This window comes from Paenibacillus polysaccharolyticus, from assembly GCF_900102085.1.
In the GTDB taxonomy this organism is placed as follows: Bacteria; Bacillota; Bacilli; order Paenibacillales; family Paenibacillaceae; genus Paenibacillus; species Paenibacillus polysaccharolyticus.
Genome location: NZ_FMVM01000016.1, coordinates 97,804 through 113,844 on the forward strand (window position 1 = coordinate 97,804; position 16,041 = coordinate 113,844).

At 44.2% G+C, this 16,041-nt stretch carries 18 protein-coding genes and 1 tRNA gene; 6 read left to right on the plus strand and 13 right to left on the minus strand.

Annotation, left to right across the window (positions count from 1 at the left end; translation table 11 throughout):
* Positions 1-33 precede the first annotated feature (33 nt).
* Entirely contained in the window at positions 34-792 is a 759-nt protein-coding gene (locus BLQ13_RS21365; RefSeq protein ID WP_090923706.1) for a glycerophosphodiester phosphodiesterase, read from the minus strand.
* 228 nt (positions 793-1,020) lie between these two features.
* Between BLQ13_RS21365 and BLQ13_RS28365 the strand changes: the two genes are divergently transcribed.
* On the plus strand, positions 1,021-1,371 hold the full coding sequence (locus BLQ13_RS28365) for a hypothetical protein (protein ID WP_139168935.1): 351 nt from the start codon (positions 1,021-1,023) through the stop codon (positions 1,369-1,371).
* Positions 1,372-1,542: 171 nt separating this feature from the next.
* Here BLQ13_RS28365 and BLQ13_RS29060 read toward each other — a convergent pair whose 3' ends face one another.
* From BLQ13_RS29060 to BLQ13_RS21390, 5 genes are all read right to left on the minus strand, one after another.
* Positions 1,543-1,671 (minus strand): hypothetical protein, encoded by a 129-nt coding sequence (locus BLQ13_RS29060; protein ID WP_260510917.1) that lies wholly within the window; start codon positions 1,669-1,671, stop codon positions 1,543-1,545.
* 122 nt (positions 1,672-1,793) lie between these two features.
* Positions 1,794-2,378 carry an LOG family protein gene (locus BLQ13_RS21375; protein WP_090923708.1) on the minus strand — a complete coding sequence of 195 codons (585 nt, stop codon included), beginning with the start codon at positions 2,376-2,378 and terminating at the stop codon, positions 1,794-1,796.
* Positions 2,379-2,877: 499 nt separating this feature from the next.
* Complete coding sequence (locus tag BLQ13_RS21380; RefSeq protein ID WP_090923709.1) at positions 2,878-3,297, minus strand: hypothetical protein; 420 nt, start codon at positions 3,295-3,297, stop codon at positions 2,878-2,880.
* A gap of 251 nt (positions 3,298-3,548) precedes the next feature.
* On the minus strand, positions 3,549-4,250 hold the full coding sequence (gene ung, locus BLQ13_RS21385; RefSeq protein ID WP_261764477.1) for a uracil-DNA glycosylase: 702 nt from the start codon (positions 4,248-4,250) through the stop codon (positions 3,549-3,551).
* Between the two features lie 239 nt (positions 4,251-4,489).
* Positions 4,490-5,761: a MalY/PatB family protein gene (locus BLQ13_RS21390; protein WP_276326756.1), complete on the minus strand. Its 1,272-nt coding sequence runs from the start codon at positions 5,759-5,761 to the stop codon at positions 4,490-4,492.
* Positions 5,762-6,047: 286 nt separating this feature from the next.
* Between BLQ13_RS21390 and BLQ13_RS21395 the strand changes: the two genes are divergently transcribed.
* On the plus strand, positions 6,048-6,755 hold the full coding sequence (locus BLQ13_RS21395; protein WP_090923711.1) for a helix-turn-helix domain-containing protein: 708 nt from the start codon (positions 6,048-6,050) through the stop codon (positions 6,753-6,755).
* 151 nt (positions 6,756-6,906) lie between these two features.
* On the opposite strand, the gene BLQ13_RS21400 is transcribed toward BLQ13_RS21395, so the two are convergent.
* Positions 6,907-9,828: an insulinase family protein gene (locus tag BLQ13_RS21400; RefSeq protein ID WP_090923712.1), complete on the minus strand. Its 2,922-nt coding sequence runs from the start codon at positions 9,826-9,828 to the stop codon at positions 6,907-6,909.
* A gap of 336 nt (positions 9,829-10,164) precedes the next feature.
* On the opposite strand from BLQ13_RS21400, the gene BLQ13_RS21405 reads away from it, so the two are divergent.
* The gene (locus BLQ13_RS21405; protein WP_090923713.1) at positions 10,165-10,632 is read left to right on the plus strand and encodes a hypothetical protein; all 468 of its coding nucleotides are present in this window, start codon (positions 10,165-10,167) and stop codon (positions 10,630-10,632) included.
* Positions 10,633-10,810: 178 nt separating this feature from the next.
* Here BLQ13_RS21405 and BLQ13_RS21410 read toward each other — a convergent pair.
* Both BLQ13_RS21410 and BLQ13_RS21415 read right to left on the minus strand, forming a co-directional pair.
* Positions 10,811-10,896 (minus strand) — tRNA-Leu (locus BLQ13_RS21410).
* Between the two features lie 226 nt (positions 10,897-11,122).
* The gene (locus BLQ13_RS21415; protein ID WP_090923714.1) at positions 11,123-11,572 is read right to left on the minus strand and encodes a general stress protein; all 450 of its coding nucleotides are present in this window, start codon (positions 11,570-11,572) and stop codon (positions 11,123-11,125) included.
* Positions 11,573-11,786: 214 nt separating this feature from the next.
* Between BLQ13_RS21415 and BLQ13_RS21420 the strand changes: the two genes are divergently transcribed.
* Positions 11,787-12,011, plus strand: coding sequence for a hypothetical protein (locus BLQ13_RS21420; protein ID WP_090923715.1), 225 nt, complete (start codon positions 11,787-11,789; stop codon positions 12,009-12,011).
* Between the two features lie 178 nt (positions 12,012-12,189).
* Here BLQ13_RS21420 and BLQ13_RS21425 read toward each other — a convergent pair whose 3' ends face one another.
* Both BLQ13_RS21425 and BLQ13_RS21430 read right to left on the minus strand, forming a co-directional pair.
* A complete protein-coding gene (locus BLQ13_RS21425; protein ID WP_090923716.1) occupies positions 12,190-12,672 on the minus strand; it encodes a NucA/NucB deoxyribonuclease domain-containing protein in 483 nt (160 codons plus the stop codon).
* A gap of 131 nt (positions 12,673-12,803) precedes the next feature.
* Positions 12,804-13,952, minus strand: a complete 1,149-nt coding sequence (locus BLQ13_RS21430; RefSeq protein WP_090923717.1) for a sensor histidine kinase — start codon at positions 13,950-13,952, stop codon at positions 12,804-12,806.
* A gap of 278 nt (positions 13,953-14,230) precedes the next feature.
* Here BLQ13_RS21430 and BLQ13_RS21435 point away from each other — a divergent pair, with 278 nt between their 5' ends.
* On the plus strand, positions 14,231-14,419 hold the full coding sequence (locus BLQ13_RS21435) for a DUF6199 family natural product biosynthesis protein (protein WP_090923718.1): 189 nt from the start codon (positions 14,231-14,233) through the stop codon (positions 14,417-14,419).
* A 115-nt stretch (positions 14,420-14,534) separates the two neighbouring features.
* On the plus strand, positions 14,535-15,203 hold the full coding sequence (locus BLQ13_RS21440; RefSeq protein WP_090923719.1) for a hypothetical protein: 669 nt from the start codon (positions 14,535-14,537) through the stop codon (positions 15,201-15,203).
* Positions 15,204-15,318: 115 nt separating this feature from the next.
* Here BLQ13_RS21440 and BLQ13_RS21445 read toward each other — a convergent pair whose 3' ends face one another.
* Positions 15,319-15,648, minus strand: a complete 330-nt coding sequence (locus tag BLQ13_RS21445) for a DUF1904 family protein (RefSeq protein ID WP_090923720.1) — start codon at positions 15,646-15,648, stop codon at positions 15,319-15,321.
* 157 nt (positions 15,649-15,805) lie between these two features.
* Positions 15,806-15,928: a sporulation protein YjcZ gene (locus tag BLQ13_RS21450; RefSeq protein ID WP_090923721.1), complete on the minus strand. Its 123-nt coding sequence runs from the start codon at positions 15,926-15,928 to the stop codon at positions 15,806-15,808.
* Between the last annotated feature and the right edge of the window lie 113 nt (positions 15,929-16,041).

Consider the following 16,041-nt stretch of genomic DNA (forward strand, 5'->3'; position numbering starts at 1 on the left):
CGATAACTTTACATACGATAACCTTACATATCTTTATTTGATTCCAATATTCGCTGAGCGAGTCCGAGCGGTCATCAATGAAGCAAGTACATCCGGAAGATCGGTGATGATGCCTTGTACTCCCATATCCATCATCAACTCCATATCGCCGGGATCATTCACGGTAAACGGATAGGTGACTATACCTTGCGCAAGAGCAGCAGTTACTTCCTCTTTAGCCACAGCCAGCTTATACGGATGAAGGCCCGATGCCTCAAGTTTAGCCGCGTAATCATAAGGACGATACAACTTCTCCATATATAAAAGCGCTGTACGAATGTCCGGCGCGATTCGCTTACACTTCACAAGCGAGGCATGATTAAAGCTGGATAGAACAACCTGTTGCTCCATGTTCCACTCCCGAATAACCTGAATGATCTTCTCTTCCATCCCCTTGTATGGCACGATGCCATTTTTCAACTCTACATTAAGCAGAATTCTCTTGCCTTGCACCAGGTTAAACAACATTTCCAGTGAAGGTATAGGCTCTCCGGCAAAATCCGCATGAAACCAGGAGCCTGCATCAAGAGTGCGCAATGTATCATAAGTGAAATCTTTAACCCAACCCTCGCTTCCCGCCGTCCGTTGTAAAGTTTCATCATGAATTAACACCAACCGGCCATCGGCTGACATCTGCACATCCGTCTCAATTCCCGTTGCCCCCAGCTCTAGCGCTCGCTCAAACGCAATCATCGTGTTTTCCGGGCATACCGCAGATGCACCACGGTGGGCAATAATTTCGATTTTGTTCAATCCAGACCCTCCTGCATTTAAAAGTGGATTCTATGAACTTTCACTATATACACCATTTGTCATACACGTATTAAGAGAGCGTATAATTTTATACTGGCTTGTTCATTCAGCACGGGTCTAACATTTAAAGGGCTGGGGATTCACTCATTTTTGCGAACTCAATCTAAAAACCAACATAATATAATATCAGTCGTAGACAACTGCACTCCGCTGTAAGGAGGTTGCCCTTTGAAACCGTTGAAATCACGAACAAGGAAGCACTCGATCTCTTCCAAATCTTGCTCTGCCCAAAAGTGCTCATCACACCATTCAGCGAAGAATAGATCAGAACCCGGATCGAAAATCAGCACGTCAAGACCTCCCGGATCACGACAAACGATTCCGCGAGCTTCTGTTCGAGGACTCTCTTTACCTGACAGAACAAGTAATCAGTCCGGCGTCATCGAACCCAAACAAAATAAACTGGATAAACTGGCCTTTGTTGCGGCTATCCTTGCACTGATTGCTTCTGCTATTGGACTATACATTGCTTGGAAAACACTTATTCTGCCCAGCGATACTACGGAAATCGTCGTATAGTTTCCAAGTAGATAGCTCTATCTCATTGCTATGGGATGGAGGTCTTTTTTTAGGCGCAAGCAAAAAAACCGTTCCCCTGAAACGCCGGCAGCCGCCGGCGTCTCTTTGGAAAGGCCATTTTCTTCGAATGATGCCATGAGTCAGCATGCACCTGTTATAGAATGGTCTGAATTACAGTACGAATGTGCGGGAGATGATAACCAGCAGGATAAACAACACCAGGATTGCGCCTGTTGATGTCCATACACCACCACCGAAACCTCCACAGTAGCCGTAACCTGCTCCTTTGAGATCGCTCATGAGTGACACTCCCCTCTTCATCAAAGTACACTATAGACTATGTCCGCAAGTGTTATTTGCTTGGGCAGATGAGGAAGTTTTTCTCTTGAGGTAACAGGTTAACAACTCCATTTCTTTGGCCGTTACTTACCGCTGAGTTCAGACCATTTCTGAGTCAATTCCTTAGGGATGTAGGCAGCCATCTGAGCAAGTAGTTCAGCCGGATCAGACTCAAGACTCCACAAACTGAGATGTGATGTGTTGGAGAAGCCTTCGTGCACACTGTGCTCCACCATTTTCATAAGTGGTTCATAATAACCGTTGACATTCAAAAGGCCAACAGGTTTGCGATGAATGCCGATCTGTGCCCAGCACAGTACCTCGAACAATTCTTCAAACGTGCCCATCCCACCCGGAAGTGCGATAAATCCATCGGATAACTGTGCCATCGTTGACTTCCGTTCATGCATCGTACCCACTTCAATCAGTTGAGTAAGCCCGCCGTGAACCACCTCACCCCGGAATAAACCCGTAGGCATAACCCCAATCACTTCTCCGCCTGCCTCGAGAGCCGCATCCGCGACTGCCCCCATCAAACCCATACAAGACCCGCCATAGACCAGGGCATATCCGCTGCCCGCAATCTGTTCCCCCAAAAGGGAAGCGTGCTTAATATAATCAGGATGATTTCCCGGGTTAGACCCTGCAAAAACACATATCCGTTTCAAGTGGTTTCACTCCTTTTTGAGATCTATCTCAGTTGGACTAAAATATTTACATGGACACTCCGATGACAGAATAACCTTCCAATCACTGTTATCCCCAGATTTTTTCGATTCCCTTTTTCAAAGGAAAAATCCGGTGATAAAGGCGAACGCTTCGCTTTTTCAGGTTTTTTCTGTCCTCTCCGTTTCTGTGTAAATGATTAGTTCAACTTATCTATCTCCTTAGTATACAGTATAAGTGTCATTGCTATGTTACAGCACGTTAACAGAACTCATGCAAAACGTTATATGAAGTTTGAAATCGTTTATTTCTTTGCTTCTCCATGTTGCTTTCATACGCCTCCCGCTAAAAAAAGAGAAAAAAATACCCGGCCGTTTGCAGCCGGCCGGGTTCCCAAATCCATACACATTCATTTAGAAGGGGTTGTTACTACCTACTATAAGATCGAAACATTAATGCTGTATGATCGCAATATGAAATACATATTAAATTTCAACCAGACTATCGTATGCCGCGCCGCGAACGTACCACAAACATATGCTTGTCCTTGCGAAGCAAACGGCCGTCTTCAAGCTCGACCTGATCTTCGTCATGTCTTACAATCGTAGTGGATAACGCTACAATTTTGGCACGCCGCCAAATCATAATCTGTGACTTGAAATAAATCGCATTTTCAAACTGCACTGCTTTTTTCATCACATATCCGATCTTGTGCACTTCAGAACGTGCTTTCTTCAGAGGCAGGCTTTCGTCCGGAAGTGGTTTGATCATTGCAATATTGTCAAACGATACTTTAATCCGTTTCGGTCCAATTCGAACACATTCCGTTTCTTCATCCCACTCCACCAGCGTTCCCTTCAGAGGCTCGCGAATTCCTGTTGCCCGGTATACTGCTACTTTTCGTCCAATCCAATGTCGCAATGTGCTCGCCTCCAATCTATCTATATCCGTTGAACCAAAGATATTTACACAGACACTCCAATGACAGAAGAACCTGGAGAGTAGCGGTTATCCCCAGATTTTTTGATTCCCTTTTCCAAAGGGGAAAATCCGGTGATAAAGGCGAAGCGTATGCTTTCGATGCTAGCTTTCTTTCAGAAAGCTTTTAGCTTCGCTTTTTCAGGTTTTTTCTGTCCTCTCCGTTCCTTGTGTAAATGATTTGTTCAACATATCTAGTTTTCAGGTATTGTCCAATCGATCGGTTTAATACCCTTGGAGACGAGAAATTCATTCGCTTTGGAAAACGGCCTACTGCCAAGAAAGCCGCGATGTGCAGCTAAAGGGCTCGGATGTGTTGATTCGAGCACCAGATGTTTGTCTCTATTAATAAAAGCACCCTTCTTCTGAGCATGACTTCCCCATAGCATGTACACCATAGGCTCATTGCGTTCATTCAGCTCACGAATAACAGCATCCGTGAACGTTTGCCACCCCAAGGCCTGATGAGAATTCGGCTGACTCTCCCGAACCGTCAGAACCGCATTTAGCAACAACACACCCTGCTCTGCCCAGTGAATAAGTGAACCGTGCTTTGGAACAGGCACACCCAGATCGGCCTGAAGTTCCTTATATATATTTTTCAGTGAAGGCGGTACGCGCACCCCCGGTCTGACCGAGAAACTTAATCCATGCGCCTGCCCCGCTCCGTGATAAGGATCTTGACCAATAATAACGGCTTTCACCCGATGATACGGGGTCAACTTCAAGGCAGAGAACAAATCTTCCTTGGGCGGGTAGACAGTCTGTGTTTTATATTCAGCAGCGAGCGCATAACGAATCTTGTCAAAATACTCCGCTTCCGTCTCCTGCTGTAACACCTCATCCCAATCATTTCCAAACATAATATTTAGGCTCCTTTCCCCTGATGAATACATATCCGTGTAGCCCGTTTGGAAGGGCTCTTCCCTGCAAGAGTCACATGTCCCACGACTCATAGACTATCCATCATTTTAACATAACCGTAGTCCACAGACCAGAAGTGTGCGATGAAGGGAAAGGAAACCGTTCAGATAAATAAAAGAATCACTCAAAAAGGGACGAAACAGAATACGTTCTGCTCCGCCCCTTCAGTATTCATCTGTATATATCCGTGTTCATCGTAAAACGTCCAATGCTATACGTGTACAGGTACCTCTTTCACCTGTTTTTGTTCTGTCTTTTGATCCACCAGCACCCGGCTAATTCGACTCAAGCCTTCCTTCAGGATAGAACGAGGGCAAGCTAGATTCAGTCGAATGCATCCTTCGCCGTTTGCCACAAACATTCCCCCATCCTCCAGTAATACGCCTGCTTGCTCCGCAAAGAACAGAGGCAGGCTGACATTCTTCGGTGCATATGGCGTAATATCAATCCATGCAAGGTACGTTGCCTCAGGAATGTGAAAAACGGCAAGCGGCAGATGTGTTTTTAAAAAGTCATCAACATACGCAAAGTTATCATCCAGGTAAAGCTTTAACTGTCTCAGCCATTCATCGCCATGTACATAAGCTGCTTGAGTTGCCGCAATACTTAGCGGATTTTTGAAGCCGTAATGACGTGCCTGCCAGATCTCCCTTAGTGCTTTGTTGGGAATAATGACATTGGAAAACATCAGACCCGCCATGTTGAACGTTTTGCTGGGAGACATACAAGTTATAATTCGGTCTGTATCCGGGAACAGTTTGGCGAGTGGGGTATGTGTTTTTCCCGTACGAAGCAGATCACAATGAATCTCATCTGATATGATCCATAGCTCATTATTCAAACAGATTTCGCCTACTCGCTTCAGTTCCTCCGTGCTCCAGATGCGTCCAGATGGATTATGCGGATTACAGAAAATGCATACCCGAACTTTCTCGTCTCTGGCTTTCGCTTCAAAATCGTCAAAGTCAATCGTATAGTGCCCTTCTTCATTTAACATGTCCGAGCACACCAGCTCAAGCTGGTTATGGTCTGCTGCCGATTTGAAAAATCCATAGGACGGTGTCAGGATCAATACCTTTTCGTCCGGCTGGCAGATATACTCCACCAGTTCATAGAGCGCGGGAATAATGCCATTCGATGTCTCCAGATGCTCCTTCGGGAAAGACCAGTCATAATATCGTTTCATCCAGCTTGCTACCGCTTCGTAGTAAATCGGGTCAAAAACTTGCGAATACCCCATAATGCGGCGATCCAGGCGTTCTCTCACGGCATCCAAAATCTCGGGAGGTGTGGCAAACTCCATATCGGCAATCCACATGCGGATGAACTCCTCATCCTTAAACGGAAATTTCATCTCACTCGTTGCGTTGAAAATATATTGGCGGAAACCATCCGTATTCATGGCGTTGGTTCCGGTGCGGTCAATGATCTCATCAAAATTATAAGAATTGTCTATCTTGTTCGTATTGCTCATCTTGGTCATAGGGTTAACTCCTCTGTCTGTTCATTTCATCATTTATGGATGTTGAATCTATCCGTTCTTCAGTTCATCACTTCTAACCCTATTGTTCCATGCCGCGGGAGTTGCATCAAATGCAAGGGAATCTACTTAGAAGAAACAAATCAATTATGATGTTTCTTTAGAATAGGCTTTTCACTGAAAAAGTGATATATTTCTGATAGGCTTTGGCGTTTAAGAAAGACTTTCAGCTTATTTGTCTATTCTCAGGAAACACTTCTGATCATCCAACTCGATAAGGAGCACCCCAATGAACAACATCAACCAGGAAGTGGGCAAAAAAATACGAAACTTCCGTAAATGGCGCGGGCTCACCGTACAACAACTGGCAGACCAGATTTTCAAGAGCAAAGGTACTCTTTCCAAATATGAGAGCGGTGATATTACGCTGGATCTCGTCACACTACACCAGATTGCAGATGCGCTGAACATTCAGGTTGAGCAGTTGCTCTACCAAGAACCGAGGCATGCATCTCCGCTGATGAACACGGTCCAATCCAGCTTTTTCAAAAACTCCACCCGCTTCTATTCGTACTTCTACGACGGCAGGAACAACAGTCTCATTCGCTGCGTGATCGACATGATGGCTCAATCGGACGCCAATCGTTACCGTACGGTGATGTATATGAATGTGAAGGATTTTGACAATTATCAGGAATGTGAAAATATGTACTGGGGTCATACCGAGCATTATGATACGTTGACTACACTCATTTTGAAAAATCAGGCTACGCCACTGGAGAATCTGTATATTAATATTTTGGCATCCTTCCAGGAATCGGAGAAAAAATGGGGACTTATGGCTGGTGTTTCATTCAGGCCGTTTATGCCCATTGCGCTGAAAATGCTTTTCTCCCGAACACCGTTGCCGGAAACACCCGAGCTATACAATGAACTGAAGATCTCCAAAGAGGATCTGCGTACGCTTAAAATTTACAACATGCTTGCGGTCACTTAAACTGGGACCCGAACAAGATAAAAAAGACACTTGCCCAAGCTGTTTTACTTACCAGCCCTTGCAAGTGTCTCTTCTTTTTATCTACAGATATTTTTTCTAAAGATATTGATTGAATCTTTCTTTTCACAGCCGCAACCCTGGTTACCGCTCCTTAATGTTTGATCAGATCCAACGTTTCGTCAAACTGTTGCTTCTGCTCCTCAATCTTGTGCTCATTTCCAATAACACACCGATGCTGTTGCTCCAGAATGGCAGAGACAAATCCGGCAAACCCGATAATATCGCTCTCTTTCGTACCAAGCACCTCATTGCGCTCCTGCTGCAGATCAGCTTCCGTCACATTAGACAGATAACATTCCAGCGAGAATGCCCCTTCACTGTAAGGCGTTCTTGGCGTATCCAGATCCTGAATCGCCCCAATGATATAACGAGTCATCTCCCGTTCGTCGGCACGGAAATCGTTCAAATACTGCGGAATCTCCTCGTATACTTTGTAGGTTTTATCCAGATTCGGGTCACGGTAGGAAGCCAGGAAACTGTCACCATTCCGTCTGAACCCAGACATACAGCCGTAAGCGCCACCTTTGGCACGGATATTGTTCCACAGATAGTCCAGTGACAATATACCCTGTAACACACGTAATGAGCCCGTATAGGCGTAGCCCTTTTCAGCATAGTTCCCGGTTTGAACGACATATTGAACCTCGGAAGGAGAACGGAAACCTTCGTTATGTGTTGCAGGCGTAAAGGTAAAAGCTTCCTTCGCCACTTCATGTGTGAACAGCTTGGCTTTCAGAGCGGACACCTGCTCTTCCAGACCTTCGTATCCTTTATCGTCTGCCGTGTAGCTGACAAGCAGGTTCTCCGGTCTGAAAATATAACCCATCAGCTCTTGCAGGCTGGAGGACAGCTGTTCTTTTTTCGCATCAAAGTTCGCCTGTAGATCCTCAAGCCACTGATAATAAGCAATCCCGCTAACCGCCTCCCGGAAATCAGCAACGGCTGAATGTTTCGAGGACGATCTGGCAACTCCTGCGGAATGACCACTGTTGATCAGACTGCGTTGCAAATTACCTTTGACCTGAGAAATGATCTCGAAAAGTCGCTTCGAGTTGTCAAAACGGGACGTAAACACGATCTCCTTGATCATATCAAAAGCAAATCCCAGTTTGTCATAAAGCACTTTCGCATTGAACTCATAGGTTGCTTTGAAATCATGAAGCTGATGTGCATTCGCATACGAACCAACCCCGCTGTTGATGCCTCCAGAATGAATATGAATTTCATTCGATAACTCGTTAAACAAGTAGTTTTGAGTGTCCACGTAACCAAGTACATTTTTGAGCAATCCCACATAAGGCAACAAGCGGCGCGGTACTTCCTTGATATCAAACAACAGTCTCAGATAACCAATACCGTTCGTATACAAGTTATGATGCAAAATCGTTGTCCCATCCACGTTGTTCAGCGTTTGGTACAGTTTAGACGCTTTCGTATCAATGTCCTCAATGGACAACGTCGGGATCACCTGCTGCTGTTCCTTGGTGGAAGGGGTGTTCTGGTACTCGGCAAGCGCTTCGGTGCGCTTAATCATATCCTGCACCTCTTCTGGACGAAGTCCAGCCTGCACTGACTTCAACCGCTCCTTCAGCGCCTCTTCCTTGCGTGCGTTCAAGCCTTTGTCCGGTGTGAGCGCAACAAATGATGTATGTGTATTTTGTAATAAATACTTCTCAACCAGTTGTTCGAAATAACCATCTTTCATTTTGGACCGAAGTTCTGCAAATACATCATTCGCCTCAAAATACGTGAAAGGCGCTTCCTTATCATACAGCCAGCTTTGGAGGGAGGAGAGTCCGTAGATCAGTCCTTTCGGCATCCGGCCAAAGTCCGCTTCCCGGTGGTTGAACTCATAAGAGTTGATTCCGGCAAGCAATGCTTTCGGATCAAAGCCTTCTTTCACAACACGCTCCAGCACTTCCTTGATTGTACCGAGAAATTCGTCCTTGCTGGACAAGTTGCTCTTCTTCAGTCCCACCGTGAACACGGGTTGATACAAGCTATCATCATAAGAGCCGTAGACATCCTTCGCGATGCCTTTATCCAGCAAGGCTTGCTTCAGAACAGCTCCCGGTGCATTGAGCAGTGCGTATAACAAAATCTGAAACGCAATGTTCAATTCCTTATCCAGACTTGTGCCAATCACCGCATTATAGGTCAAAAAGCTATTGTCTACTTCGGATTCCGTACTTCCCGCAGAGTAGGACTTCACCGTATCCACCCGTTTCGGGAAAGCAGATTGCAGTTTAATTTCGGAGTCAATCTCGATCCGATCATAGTTGCCTAAGTAATTTTCATCCAGCCACTGCAGCTTTTCTTCCATATCCATATCCCCGTATAGATAGATGTAACTGTTGGACGGATGATAATACCGTTTGTGGAAATCAAGCAATCCTTCATAAGTGAGATCCAGAATCGCCTCCGGGAAGCCCCCAGACTCACAGGAATACGTTGTATCCGGGAAAAGAGAATTCAGCACCTCGCGTCGAACCAACCGTTCTGGCGAAGAAAAGGCACCCTTCATCTCGTTGTACACTACGCCGTTGTATGTCAGCTCGTCATCTTCAGAAGTCAGGTTGTAATTCCAACCTTCCTGCAAAAATATTTTTTCATTCTCATAAATATTCGTATTTAATACCGCATCCAGGTACACATCCATCAAGTTATGGAAATCATGATCGTTGCGACTTGCAACGGGGTAGACGGTTTTGTCAGGATACGTCATCGCGTTGAGGAATGTATTGAGCGAACCTTTGAGCAGCTCCACAAAAGAATCTTTAGCCGGAAACTTTTTCGATCCGCATAGCACGGAGTGTTCCAGAATATGAGCTACCCCTGTATCATCTTCGGGAGGTGTGCGAAAACCGATGTTGAACACCTTGTTATCATCACTATTGGACAACAGTACGATATGAGCACCCGATTTTTGATGTTCCAGCAGGTACGCATCGGATTTCAGTTCTTCGATTCTACGCTCCTGTAATACCTTATATGGCTTAAGCTGTTTCAACATAAACTTGAGTCCTCCGTCCATAGATTGTTGTGTTGGTTGATGCGAAAGGTAATATATGCCTATCGATAGTATACACCATTGTGACCTCTCTTCATAAATAGACGCCCGAATCCACTTTCTGATATGTATTATGTTGCTTTTTGGTTTATGAACTACAAGGAAAATATCGAAATCCAACATTTAACATAAAAGGGTTCACAAAACATTACTTAATATGGTATATTTAACCAAGATTGGCCAACCTTGTTTATACCTATATCTTTTAATATATCTACCTAAAGCAATTATAAGTTCTTTTTACTTATTTCAATTCAAGTTTATGAGGGAGGTTTTTGTATGAGAAAATTAAGAAATTTAACAGCTTCCGTTGCGTTAGCTGCGGGATTAATGCTATTTAGTACATCACCAGCATCTGCTGCCATAGGATGGGGTGACTCCTTTGAGACAGCGGAAGTCATGTATTCAAGTGTAGCTCAGAACTCTTCATACAGTGCCACTGTACGACTGGATAGTATGAGTGATAATGACTTTTATGTTGTAGACAATACCAATGGTACATCTGAAATTACTTATAGTGTTATAGCAACACCACCAGCAAATTTTGATATTGTGATGGGTGTTATTAAAATGAATGCAAGCGGCGCTATTCTGTCCATACAGATGGATAATTGGAATGGACCTGGTTACGCTGAGGCTATTAGTTGGAACGCTAAACCTGGTGAAAAAGTTTACTTCAGAATTATGGATAACGGAATCAATAATTATAACGAACCTTATACGATTACATTTAAAAGAACCAGTTAATTGATTTGACTCTTACATTAAAGACTTCTCCACGGATGTGGAGAAGTCTTTTTTATTCAATTTCATTGTCCATAAAGCTAATAAACAATTTCTTTCATGCAACGTATTTTTAATGTAGACATAAAAAAAGATCACACTCAACTTGTTTAACAAGTCGAATGTGATCTTTTCTGTAAGATGCCGAGGACCGGGATCGAACCGGTACGGTAGTCACCTACCGCAGGATTTTAAGTCCTGTGCGTCTGCCAATTCCGCCACCCCGGCGTATGTAATATTTTCTTGGCGACAAGAAATATCTTACCATGAATAAATTAATAATGCAACCCTTTTTCCTAAAAAAATGAAACAGGCACTGCAAGCGCCAGCTCACAGTGCCTAGAAAGTCCGAGTTGCGGTCCCGGACTTCCGGTAAACCATCTATATTAAGGGAGGTGTGAGATAAGAATACCTCTCCAACATTAAAGGAACCTAAAATCAGCATTAAATTAAACTAAAAAAGCAAAATAGGCTTCACACGTTCCACCTGCTCCTCACTACACTCTACAAAAATTAGCATATGACCTTGCAATAGCCAGTCCTCGTAATGACGTGCGTCAACTTCCGGAATGCCTGCTTCTGTCAGCGTTAAGACCAGATCATCCGTCTCACTTCCGATCTCATTGCCCGCTAATCTTCGCACTGCCTTCCCGATGGATGCGGTCTGATCCATTCGTTTTCCGAGACCAGCTAATATGCCCTTTAAGGCTCCAAATGCTCCATCTGTTCCAGCACCTTTTAGTGGTTTGGGTAACCCCGTCTTCTCACTGATCATCTCCAGATCAAGTTGTTCTTTGCCTACAGCCCCCAAATATTGATCTTGGATGCCTTCCTTCTTTAAGGCATTCAACATAATAATTGCTTCGTGCTCCGAACGAGCAAGCCCAACAAACAGTTTCGTCATGTGGTTCCCCTCCTCTTCCTGATACCTTATATAACCCTGTAGTTTATGTTCAGTAACGTATCTTCATTTGCTAAGTCAATTCACCTACATCAGCTTGATCATTTCTCTACTGGAAATCCATACCTAGTTCTGATAGACTAGATAAAGAAGACAAATTAACCATTGAAAACACAGTCATATGGATGAACATCTTATAAATCAGGAGCAATGACTTATGAAAAAAGAGGTAGAAATTGCCATTCGGCGCAACCAACAGATTATGGTTCGGAATACAAGCGGACAGACCGTAACCGGTTTTCCAGAACGCTCAGTAGACAGCTCTATTCTCTTTTTACGAACTGTACAGGGAAATGTGTGGATTCCGTTTGATGAAGTCGAACAAGTCACTCGCCTGTTAACCCTTCGTTCTCACCATCTGGGCACGATGCAACTCGTTTAGGCACTTGTGCACAAGCACATTCAATTCATTTGCTCTCCTTACAGAGAACTTAGACAGACACTAATAGATAAAGATACACTGTAGGTGAGAACCTCGGTGTTTCTACTATAGCCAACTTATATTTAAAAACCAGACGCCTCCAACGTCTGGTTTTTCTTATGGTAACTAATGATTCGGATTACTTCACAACAAATTTAACACGCGTACCATCCGGATATGTACTTAGTTGATTGCCCACCCATGAGCCTGCACCGCGATTATCCTTTGGCGTAATATACTGGATATCCGCATCCTTACCGCCTTCTGCACACATTGCCATAGGCCACTCATCCCGATCCTTGCCTTTTTTGACCGGTACACCTTTCAGTGACAGTTCCCTGTTTCCTTCAGCGCCTTTCCGGTCAATTGTACAAACATCGGAATGCCCCGCTTGGATCGCCTTTCGGATATGGTTTGCTGTTTCGGGATACCGCTCTGCCGGAAAAGTAATCGTATGATCTACACTCTTGTCGGTTGTTTTGAACGGAGAAGGAATATCCAGCGGCCACTCTCCTCCCGCCAAGGCATATAGAGCAATCACAACCATGCCGACTAAGGTCAGTATTTTACTTTTGAATCCCCGGCTTCCTCTCTTGCTTCTTCTGCTACGTCTTTTACTCATGATGCGCCTCCCCCATGTAACACTAACATCCATAGCATTATAACAGAACGCCAGTTCGTAAAACAATCCATTCCACAACAATATTCAACATAAAAAAACAGCCGGATCCATCCGGCCGCTCACTGCATATCTTATCCTGCGTTAAAAATACTCTGTGTACTTAGAAAAGGTACTGTCACCTGAAACTCAGTTCCTTTTCCTTCAGCGCTATCTACAGTAATACTACCGTTCATTAATTCTAATAGTTCTTTGCAGATTGTTAATCCAAGCCCACTGCCTCCGAACCTTCTTGCATGTGAAATATCCGATTGCGTAAAGGCATCAAACAGTTGGTCCATCTGATGAGAAGGAATGCCAATCCCTGTATCCCGTACAGAGAAAGCCAACGTGGTCATCTCATGTGATTGCTGCTTGACATCCACGAGAAGCTGCACTTCCCCTTGCTCCGTAAACTTGATGGCATTGCTCAGCAAATTATCCAATACCTGCCTTAATCGCAGTGGATCGCCCCAAAGCACATCAGGAACATTCAGATCAGCATGGCAAACTAAACGAATTTGTTTATTCATGGCCGCCAGCTCATGTGTCTTCACGATTTGCTGAATCAGCTTCAATGGCTGGAATTCAATATGCTCCACTCCCATTTTGCCTCTGCCAAGCTTCGCCATATCCAGACTATTATTTACAATGTTCAGGAGCGCCTCTCCGGATTGACGTGCCAGATCCAGGTATTCTTTTTGCTCTTCGGTAACATCGCCCATTCCCGCAAGCTCGATCATGCCCATAATGCCGTTTAACGGTGTACGAAGCTCATGATTCAACTTGCCGATGAATTCCAGCTGGCCTCTGCTTGTTTTCTCAGCCATAGACGCTGCCGTCTTCAGCTGCTGCTCTGCATATTTACGTTCAGAGATGTCATATTGAATACCGACAAAATAAATACACTCACCGGATTCATTAAAAATGGGATCGATATTCAGCTCATTCCAGAATTTCTGACCACTTTTGGTATAGTTTAAAATTTCAACCTTAATGGATTGTTGTTTACTTATTGCTTCCCGAATGCGTGAAACGGTTTCGGGATCCGTATCTGTACCCTGTAGAAATCGGCAATTCCGCCCGATCGACTCATCGTGCGTATATCCGGTCAGACGGGTAAAATGTTCGTTAACATACATGAGCGGAAGCTCAGGCGAGGTAGCGTCAACTACCGTAACGGAGGATTTTAATTTCGAGATAATAAATTCCCATTGCATGGGGAGTTGATTATATAAACTCATGCCTGTGTCTCCTCCATCTCACATCCATAACTCCAGATGGTATGTGTTGATATTAAACAATCTATTTTATTGTACCACAGTTATTCAAACAATGTAGTTCTTGGGTAATAGTTCTTAATCATATCAATCTTTATCCATTCACAATAACCTGCCTAATCTCAAAAATATACAGATAAAGTTTATTGATCATCGTCAGTATGCTGATTGTCTACATTTTTTCCAGGCGCAGACCTTAAAGGCGAGGCCGTTAATGGCCCGACGAGGAAGGAAGATCGACGATGAAAACTCTCTTTTTTATATTTATGGTGCTGTGTATCATCAATCTGTGTTTCCCCAAGTTTGGCTGGTATCTTCGCTATGGCTGGATTGTACAAGGTGAGGCTGAACCCAGCAAATCTTACATGACGATGGTGCGAATGTCTAGTCTGTTTATGTTGCTTATTGCTTTTACTATCGCCACGGCATAATACACCAATAAACTTGTAGAAAGACCAGTTGCCTCCTGCGCAGCTGGTCTTTCGTATTGTACCGAGTATTACACTGACGGGAATATGATAACTTTGTTTGTGGTGTTACTACAGTGTGCGCCGTAAGATAAATGATATAGATGTATCGTTGCAGAAAGGACACATTGGTATGCACATCGCATTTTATCCATTCTGGGCTGCCAGAACACTGCTCTCACTTATACAAGTGATCTCAATCACAACCTTGACCTGCCTGATCTACAGACAAACGGAATCAATTGGATATGCACTGCTACTCCTGTGCGTTTACCTGCTAGCTTATGCGGCAGCAAAATTCACATTCCATAAGTTGATGAAACACTGTATATTTTCGAGACTCCTGATCGGTATTCCTGTGACCAAAACATTGTTGCTCATCGGCATCGCGTCTTCTCTTCCCTACCTGAGATTACATACTGCAGTTATGTTTATGGGGGCTACACTTCTCGCTGTAGTCAACTGCTGGGAAGCCTTGGTTCTGAAGAAACTCCAGTCAAGACTGATGAGAGGCGAAGATATAGCTAAGGCGAGTAGCCTGCTCTCATTTTCAAATTATACGGTAGCTGGTATTGGACTCGTCATGACCATCATCGCGATCCTATATTTAGGGCGGGCGCAGGTACTTTGGGCGGCTGTGGCCCTTTCACTCGCTGCACTCGCTCTTATCGTGACCGTCCATCGCTTAACTCATAAACTCTCCAGTACTTCGATAAGTCTGGATATTAGACGACCCTTGCATAAATAAAAAAAAGACGAGCATGGTCAAAACTGCTCGTCTTAGGTTACCAGGCTGCTTCTCTTTCGAGCAGCTTATTCGTTTTTCTTTTTCCGAAATGGCTCCTGAACTTCTCACCCGCCGTCTAATCCAATCGGTAATCTGTTAGCGGCTTGCCTTTCTTATAATACAAATTGGGGGACAATATATTGAAAAAAATATGCACATCCGGCAGTTCAGCCTTCTCTAGAATAGACTGCATGGATGCTGCAATTCGATCATGTATCTCCTGATCACGCTGAAACATCAAAATCTCTATGGATGCCGGGGAAGGTGTTAAAGCTTGTACATCATGACGTTCTGCTTTCATTCGTTCCTGCGGAATATGAGTGATTAAGGCCATTTGTTCGGTAATTTGAGGCACAACTTCCTCCAGCTCTGAACCCGTAAATCCTTTAAATCGTATAAACGGCATTGCGATCCCTTCAATCTCTGTTAGTAGTCTCCTTATGTGATTTTAAGCACATTGTTTTCACTTGTCAAATATCCTTGACGTCTTATTGGCTGTAAAACAAGAGCAAAGCCCCACCAAAGTCTTGGTGGAGCTGATGCATGTGCGTCTGACCGTTATCTTACAGCCAGAAAGATTTGGTGATGATGACGAGCAAAATGAAGAGAACAAGGATCGCGCTAGTCGAAGTCCACGCTCCGCCAAATCCACCAACATTGCCACAACCGTATCCAACATGACTCATTTGATTGGCCTCCTTTGAATTTCAAGGTATGCCATAACATATGCGTATTATCCCCAAGTGACAGGGCAAATGACCAAGTCTAATCGCCCAATCCTCCATAGAGCCTGACTGCC